The 6,946-nt window shown below is 67.7% G+C and carries 7 protein-coding genes; 4 read left to right on the forward strand and 3 right to left on the reverse strand.

What is annotated here, in order from left to right; all coding sequences use genetic code 11:
• Positions 1–5: 5 nt before the first annotated feature.
• The gene (locus HLA98_RS18480; RefSeq protein ID WP_057500532.1) at positions 6–701 is read right to left on the reverse strand and encodes a DAPG hydrolase family protein; all 696 of its coding nucleotides are present in this window, start codon (positions 699–701) and stop codon (positions 6–8) included.
• A 75-nt stretch (positions 702–776) separates the two neighbouring features.
• Here HLA98_RS18480 and HLA98_RS18485 point away from each other — a divergent pair, with 75 nt between their 5' ends.
• A complete protein-coding gene (locus HLA98_RS18485; protein WP_057500531.1) occupies positions 777–1,439 on the forward strand; it encodes a TetR/AcrR family transcriptional regulator in 663 nt (220 codons plus the stop codon).
• Between the two features lie 110 nt (positions 1,440–1,549).
• Here the strand turns inward: HLA98_RS18485 and HLA98_RS18490 are convergent, their stop codons facing one another.
• Complete coding sequence (locus tag HLA98_RS18490; protein ID WP_057500530.1) at positions 1,550–2,434, reverse strand: LysR family transcriptional regulator; 885 nt, start codon at positions 2,432–2,434, stop codon at positions 1,550–1,552.
• A gap of 107 nt (positions 2,435–2,541) precedes the next feature.
• Between HLA98_RS18490 and HLA98_RS18495 the strand changes: the two genes are divergently transcribed.
• Positions 2,542–3,600 carry an NAD(P)-dependent alcohol dehydrogenase gene (locus HLA98_RS18495; RefSeq protein WP_057500529.1) on the forward strand — a complete coding sequence of 353 codons (1,059 nt, stop codon included), beginning with the start codon at positions 2,542–2,544 and terminating at the stop codon, positions 3,598–3,600.
• Between the two features lie 121 nt (positions 3,601–3,721).
• Here HLA98_RS18495 and HLA98_RS18500 read toward each other — a convergent pair whose 3' ends face one another.
• On the reverse strand, positions 3,722–5,086 hold the full coding sequence (locus tag HLA98_RS18500) for a glutamate--cysteine ligase (RefSeq protein ID WP_057500528.1): 1,365 nt from the start codon (positions 5,084–5,086) through the stop codon (positions 3,722–3,724).
• A 152-nt stretch (positions 5,087–5,238) separates the two neighbouring features.
• Here HLA98_RS18500 and HLA98_RS18505 point away from each other — a divergent pair, with 152 nt between their 5' ends.
• Positions 5,239–5,943: a VIT1/CCC1 transporter family protein gene (locus tag HLA98_RS18505; RefSeq protein ID WP_049448864.1), complete on the forward strand. Its 705-nt coding sequence runs from the start codon at positions 5,239–5,241 to the stop codon at positions 5,941–5,943.
• Positions 5,940–6,764: a helix-turn-helix transcriptional regulator gene (locus HLA98_RS18510; protein ID WP_057500527.1), complete on the forward strand. Its 825-nt coding sequence runs from the start codon at positions 5,940–5,942 to the stop codon at positions 6,762–6,764. The genes HLA98_RS18505 and HLA98_RS18510 overlap by 4 nt, the downstream gene beginning before the upstream one ends.
• The last annotated feature ends 182 nt before the right edge of the window (positions 6,765–6,946 follow it).

Here is a 6,946-nt window from a genome sequence, read left to right on the forward strand (position 1 = left end):
ACCACTCACCACGGCAACGGCACCGCTTCGCCGTTGGCACGCTCGCCGTAGTACAGCGACGGCAGCAGGCGCGAGAGGAAGCTGAACTCGGTGTAGCAGTGCTTGAGCAGGCCCAGCCCGACCGCATCGCCGGCATCGCGGTGCGGATCGGTGCTGTCCAGGCCGAGCACGAAGCGGCTGCGCAGCACGCAGCCAAACGGCGTATCGCGCGCCACGTGCAGCATCTGCCCGTCGCAGGGGTCACCGTTTGCATCCAGGCGGACGTGGTCGCCGAAGCCGATGCGCGCGGCGATCACCGCCGATACATCGCCTGCATCCTGTGCCGCCTGCAGTCGCTCGGGCACCAGCAACGTGCGCGGGTCATGGAACTTCAGGCGCGCCGCCACCGGTGGAATGTCGGCCAGCGATTCCACCGCATGGATGCTGGCGCCGTGGTAGCTGCGCCCGCGCTGCCAGGCCTCGTCCCAGCCGCGATGCTCGACATGATCGACCGGATGCCACCAGCGGATGTGCTGGGTGGTCTCGAAGAAGGTGAACCACCAGTCCAGCATGCGGCCCTTGCAGCCGTGCAGATCGGTGCGCACCGCCACCAGCAGGGTGCCGTCTTCGCGGCGCTGGATGCCGGTCTCCAGATGCATCGGCGCCGGGTCCAGCAGATCGTGGTGATCCAGCCAGGCGCGAGCGTTCACAGCGGTATCCATCGGGGTGTCCTACGGGTTGGGAGAACTGACAATACGGAAACGAACAACGTTTCGCAATTGGATGGGTGCGGTAAGATGGGCGCAATGAACAGCACCACCCTGCCCGAACCCACATCACCGACCCGCCGTCGCGGCCGCCCTGCACGACCGGAAGCCGAAGTCCGCCACGCCGTGCTGCAGGCCACGCTGGAGCTGCTGCTGGCGCAGGGTTACGAGGCCACCACCATCGAAGCGGTGGCGGCGCACGCCGGGGTGGCGAAGAAGACGGTGTATCGCCACGCCAGCAACCGCGAGGAACTGGTCGGGTTGGCGGTGCGTGAGTGGACCGACGGCTTCGCGCCACAACTGCAGCGCGATGCGCGCAATACCGACGAGGTGCTGCCGTTGCTGCAGGACATCCTGCACGCGGTGTGCGCACAGGCGCTGTCGGCGCAGGCGGTGCAGGTGCTCCGCCTGCTGGCCACCGATTTCCCCGGCAAGGACGCGCTGCTGCAGGCCTACCTGGACAACGGCATTGAACGCGGCCGAGCGCTGCTGGCTGACTGGCTGGCGCGACAGCAACAACGCGGGCTGCTGCGCGATGGAGATCCGGTGCGCATGGCGCGGCTAGTGCTGGCGATGGCCGTGGCCGAACCACTGCGCGAACGCGTGATCGGCGTGGTGGCCGAGGATGCGCCGGTGGACGCGCACCTGCGTGAGTGCCTGGCGTTGTTGGGGCCGGTGTTGCAGGGGGCGTAGGGTTGCTCCATCCACGCATGGCGTGGATCTACCGGCCGATCCCGATTCGTTGGTCGGCAATGGCCTGCCCCCGGTGGGTGCCGACCGTTGGTCGGCACGCCTGCAGCACCTCACTCGCGCAGCATATCCACGAACGCGCGCAGCGCACCCGGCATCTGCCGCTGCTTCGGGTAGTACAGCGCGAAACCGGCGAACGGTTCGCTCCAGTCTTCCAGCACCGCCACCATCTGCCCCGATTCGATGTACGGTCGCGCGGTGTCTTCCAGTACGTAGGCCAGGCCGATGCCATCGAGTACCGCTCTGACCACGGTACCCTGCTCGCACAGGGTCAGCCGCCCGGGTACATCGATCTCCAGCGCCTGCCCACCACGCTCGAACTGCCACTTGTACAGATGCCCGCTGGCGAAGCGGAAGCGGATGCATTCGTGCGCGGCGAGATCGCGCGGATGCTGTGGCGCGGGGTGCCGCCGCAGGTAGTCCGGCGAGCCGACAATCAGCCCGCGCAGCGGCGGCCCCATCGGCACCGCCACCATGTCCTCGGGCACGAACTCGTGCAGGCGCACGCCGGCGTCATAGCCCTCGGCAACGATGTCGACCAGGCCATCGTTCTCGGTCAGTTCCACCCGCACGTCGGGATGGGCGCGCAGGAAGCGCGCCAGCCGTGGCCCCAGCTGGGTCGGCACCGCGGCGCGGGTGGCGTTGATGCGCAACAGCCCGGCCGGTGCGGCGCGGAACTGGTTCATCTCCTCCAGCGCGTCATGCACCTGCCCCAGTGCCGGTTGCAGGCGCTCGAGCAGGCGCTGCCCGGCCTCGGTCAGGGCCACGCTGCGGGTGGTGCGATGGAACAGGCCTACGCCCAGGCGCTCTTCCAGCGCGCGGATCGCATAGCTCACCGCCGAGGTCGACAGCGCCAGCTCGGCGCCGGCGCGGCGGAAGCTGCGGTGGCGGGCGACCGCCGCGAACGCGGCCAGGTGGGAGAGGTTGTCAGTGGCCATGATTGTGCAGTTTCACTTGATGAATCATGCCGATATCCGGGCTTCTTGCCGCTGGGTACGGGGCGTATTGTAAAACGCCTTTCGACAAACCCTGCCAAGGATTCCCCATGTCCCTCGCCCGTGGTTACGCCGCCCATTCACATACCGACCCGCTGATCCCGTACGAGTTCGAACGCCGCGCGGTCGGCCCGGACGATGTGCGTATCGAGATCCTCTACAGCGGCATCTGCCACTCCGACCTGCACCAGGCCCGCGACGACTGGGGTGGCTCGATCTACCCGATGGTGCCGGGCCACGAGATCATCGGCCGCGTCACCGAGGTCGGCAGCAACGTTACCCGCTTCAAGGTGGGCGACCACGCCGGTGTCGGCTGCATGGTCGATTCCTGCCGCCACTGCGACGCCTGCCAGCACGACCTGGAGCAGTACTGCGCCGAAGGCGCGACCTGGACCTACAATGGCCGTGAACGCGAAAGCGGCGCGCCGACCTACGGCGGCTATTCCGATCACGTGGTGGTCGAGCAGCGCTTCGTGGTGAAGGTATCCGACACCCTCGACCTGAAGGCGGCCGCACCGCTGCTGTGCGCCGGCATCACCACCTGGTCGCCGCTGCGTCACTGGAAGGTCGGCCCGGGCCAGAAGGTCGGCGTGATCGGCCTCGGTGGCCTTGGCCACATGGGCGTGAAGTTCGCCAAGGCGCTCGGCGCGCACGTGGTGATGATCACCACCACGCCGGAAAAGGGTGCCGACGCCAAGCGCCTGGGCGCCGACGAAGTGCTGGTCTCGCGCGATGCCGCGCAGATGAAGGCGCACGCCGGCAGCTTCGACTTCCTGCTCAACACCATCCCGGTCGGCCATGACACCAACCCGTACATGGGCCTGCTCAAGCGCGAGGCCACCATGTGCCTGGTCGGCGTGCTGACCGAGCTGGACCCGCCGCTGACCGGCGGCAGCGTGATCTTCGGCCGCAAGCACCTGACCGGCTCGGCGATCGGCGGCATGGCCGAAACCCAGGAAATGATGGACTTCTGTGCCGAGCACGGCATCGTCAGCGATGTCGAGATGATCGACATCAAGAGCGTCAACGAAGCCTGGGAACGCATGGCGAAGAACGATGTGCGCTACCGCTTCGTAATCGACATGGCGACGATGAAGAACGCCGCCTGATCCAGGGCGGGTGTGGAAACGAAAAAACCCCGGCAATGCCGGGGTTTTTTTCTGGTAGTGCCGGCCATGGCCGGCGACCCTGCCAGGCTGCCGGCCAGCGGCCGGCACTACCGCAATCCACTCAGTACGCGAACTCGCGGAAGACCGGATCCACATCGCCGTGCCAGCGGCCATGGAACAGCGCCAGCTTGCGTTCGGCCGGGGTCAGGCCGGACTCGACGATCTCCTGCAGCACATCCAGGAACTTGCTTTCATCCTGGCCATCGGCATTGCGCGCCGCACGGCGCTTGAGGCCTTCCACGGAAATCTTCACTGCTTCGCGGGCCAGATCACGCACGGTGCCATTGCGGAACGGCAGGTTCATCGCATGCTTCGGCACGCCGTCGCGCAGTGCATGGCGCTCGGCCAGGGTGAAGTCACGCACCAGGTCCCAGGCGGCATCCAGCGCAGCGTCGTCGTACAGCAGGCCGACCCAGAACGCCGGCAGCGCACACAGGCGGCTCCACGGGCCACCATCGGCACCGCGCATTTCCAGGTACTTCTTCAGGCGCACTTCCGGGAACGCAGTGGTCATGTGGTCCGACCAGTCGCGCAGCGTCGGCAGCGCGCCCGGCAGCACCGGCAGCCTGGCCTGCATGAAATCGCGGAAGCTCTGCCCGCTGGCGTCGTGGTAGATGCCGTCGCGGTAGGAGAAATACATCGGTACGTCGAGCAGGTAATCGACATAGCGTTCGTAACCGAACCCATCCTCGAACACGAAGTCGAGCATGCCGGTGCGGTCAGCATCGGTGTCGGTCCAGATGTGCGAGCGGTAGCTCAGATAGCCGTTCGGCTTGCCTTCGGTGAACGGCGAATCGGCGAACAACGCGGTGGCGATCGGTTGCAGCGCCAACGACACGCGGAACTTCTTCACCATGTCCGCTTCGGTGGCGTAGTCCAGGTTCACCTGCACCGTGCAGGTGCGGGTCATCATGTCCAGGCCGAGCGAGCCGACCTTGGGCATGTACGCGCGCATGATCTTGTAGCGGCCCTTCGGCATCCACGGCATCTCATCGCGCTTCCACTTCGGCTGGAAGCCCATGCCGAGGAAACCCAGCTGCAGTTCGCCGGCCACCTGCGCCACTTCATTGAGGTGGGTGCCGGTCTCCACGCAGGTCTGGTGGATGGTTTCCAGCGCCGCGCCGGACAGTTCCAACTGGCCGGCCGGTTCCAGCGTCACCGAGGCGCCATCGCGCAGCAGGGCGATCGTGTTGCCGTTTTCCTGCACCGGCTCCCAGCCGAAGCGGACCAGACCGTTGAGCAGGGCTTCGATGCCGCGCTCACCTTCGAAGGTCGGCGGGCGCAGGTCATCCAGGCGGAACCCGAACTTCTCGTGCTCGGTGCCGATGCGCCACTGCGCGCGGGGCTTCTCGCCGGAGGCGAGCACCTCCACCAGCTGCGAGCGGTCGGTAATGGGTGTATCGGCGACGTGGCTGGGGCTCGACAAGGGGAGGGCTCGCTGGACGGTGGCGGGGGATGTGGGGCCCGGGGCCTTCCATCGCAAGGGCGCACTATAGCGTGGCGACCGGTTGCGTCATGCGACGGTGACGGGTTTCAGCATCCTACCGACGCCCTCTTGACCCTCGTACACTCAAGGCCATGAGCCGCCATTCACGACACCCCGAACTGCACCGCTCCGAGCGTGTCGGCTGGCTGCGTGCCGCCGTGCTGGGCGCCAACGATGGCATCGTCTCGGTGGCCGGCCTGGTGGTCGGCGTGGCCGCCAGCGGCGCCTCGGCTGCGACCATCCTGGCCACCGGCGTGGCCGGCACCGTGGCCGGCGCGATGTCGATGGCCGCCGGCGAGTATGTCTCGGTGCAGACCCAGGCCGACACCGAAGACGCCGACCTGGCGATGGAAAAGCGCGAACTGCACGAAGATCCGCACAGCGAGCTGGAAGAGCTGGCCGCGATCTACCGCCACCGCGGCCTGGAGCCTGCGCTGGCACGGCAGGTGGCCGAACAGCTTACCGCCCACGATGCGCTGGGCGCCCACGCACGCGACGAGCTGGGCATCACCGATACCCTGCGCGCGCGCCCGCTGCAGGCAGCACTGGCCTCGGCCGGGGCCTTTACCTGCGGCGCGGCACTGCCGGTGCTGACCGCCCTGCTCGCGCCGGTGGACAAGGTTGCGATGATGACCACGGCCAGTACCCTGCTCGGCCTGTGCCTGACCGGCGCGATGGCGGCTCGGGCCGGCGGCGCACCGCCGGTACGCGGCGCGATCCGGGTGATGTTCTGGGGCGCACTGGCGATGGCCGCGGCCGCCGGCGTCGGTCGCCTGCTCGGCGCGCACGTGACATGACCGCCATGCTGCCCCCGGCCACCGCACTGCTGGCCGAGATGGCCAGCCTGGCCGGCTGCGCACGCGCCGAAGGTTATGCCTGCATCACCGCACGTCGCGAACATGGCGCCAGCTCGGTGGAGATTCCGCAACCGCAGTTCGCGATCCTGCTGGAAGGCCGCAAGCAGGTGCGTACCGCACACCAGTCGCTGGAGTTCGTTCCCGGCGACATCCTGCTGCTGACCCAGCGTTGCCGCATCGATGTGGTCAACAGCCCCGATCCACGCAGTGGCCGCTATCTCAGTGCCATCGTGCCACTGTGTGCCGAGGTGCTGGCAGCCGCACGCACGCTGTGGAGCGAGGAACTTCCCGCGCCCGGCCAGTCGATGGCGCGGTTGCCGTTGATCGAACACGCCACGGTGCTGCGCCAGTGGCGGCAATCGCTGCAGGACGGCCGCTACAGCGAAGCACGATTGGCCCTGGCCTCACTGGTGCTGACGCTGTGCCGGCAGGGCCATGGCAACCTGCTGCTGCCGCAGGTTCCGAGCCTGGGTGAACAGATCCGCGACCGCATCGCCGCCGAACCGGCACGCGACTGGCAATCGCGCGACGTGGAAGAGCAGTTCGCGCTGAGCGGCGCCACCCTGCGCCGTCGACTCGCCGCCGAGGACACCAGCCTGCGCCAGCTGCTCACCGAGGCACGGTTGGCGCATGGCATGCAGCTGCTCTATACCACCGACCTGCCGTTGAAGACCGTCGCCGCACGCGCGGGCTACCGGTCTGCGGCGAGTTTCAGCAAGCGCTTCGCCGAGCAGTACGGACTGGCTCCCACAGACATTTGAGGGGGTTCGGCAGGGCTTGCAGCCCTGCACCTGCCGAAGCGAGTGCAAGAGCCGGAGCAACAGCAACAGCGTGCATTCCGTGGGATGGCGGGGCGGTGTGGGTGGGCAGGACACGCCGTAAACCCGTCCCTGGGGGCTCGATGGCGCCATCCATGGCGCCAACGGTCCTGCCCACCCACACC

The sequence above is a fragment of the Stenotrophomonas africana genome (assembly GCF_013004645.1).
GTDB classification, from domain to species: Bacteria; Pseudomonadota; Gammaproteobacteria; order Xanthomonadales; family Xanthomonadaceae; genus Stenotrophomonas; species Stenotrophomonas africana.

Bases quoted from the DNA above. Each gene is read 5' to 3' on its own strand.
- HLA98_RS18480 (WP_057500532.1), bottom strand. From the start codon at position 701: ATGGATACCGCTGTGAACGCTCGCGCCTGGCTGGATCACCACGATCTG.
- HLA98_RS18485 (WP_057500531.1), top strand. From the start codon at position 777: ATGGGCGCAATGAACAGCACCACCCTGCCCGAACCCACATCACCGACC.
- HLA98_RS18490 (WP_057500530.1), bottom strand. From the start codon at position 2,434: ATGGCCACTGACAACCTCTCCCACCTGGCCGCGTTCGCGGCGGTCGCC.
- HLA98_RS18495 (WP_057500529.1), top strand. From the start codon at position 2,542: ATGTCCCTCGCCCGTGGTTACGCCGCCCATTCACATACCGACCCGCTG.
- HLA98_RS18505 (WP_049448864.1), top strand. From the start codon at position 5,239: ATGAGCCGCCATTCACGACACCCCGAACTGCACCGCTCCGAGCGTGTC.
- HLA98_RS18510 (WP_057500527.1), top strand. From the start codon at position 5,940: ATGACCGCCATGCTGCCCCCGGCCACCGCACTGCTGGCCGAGATGGCC.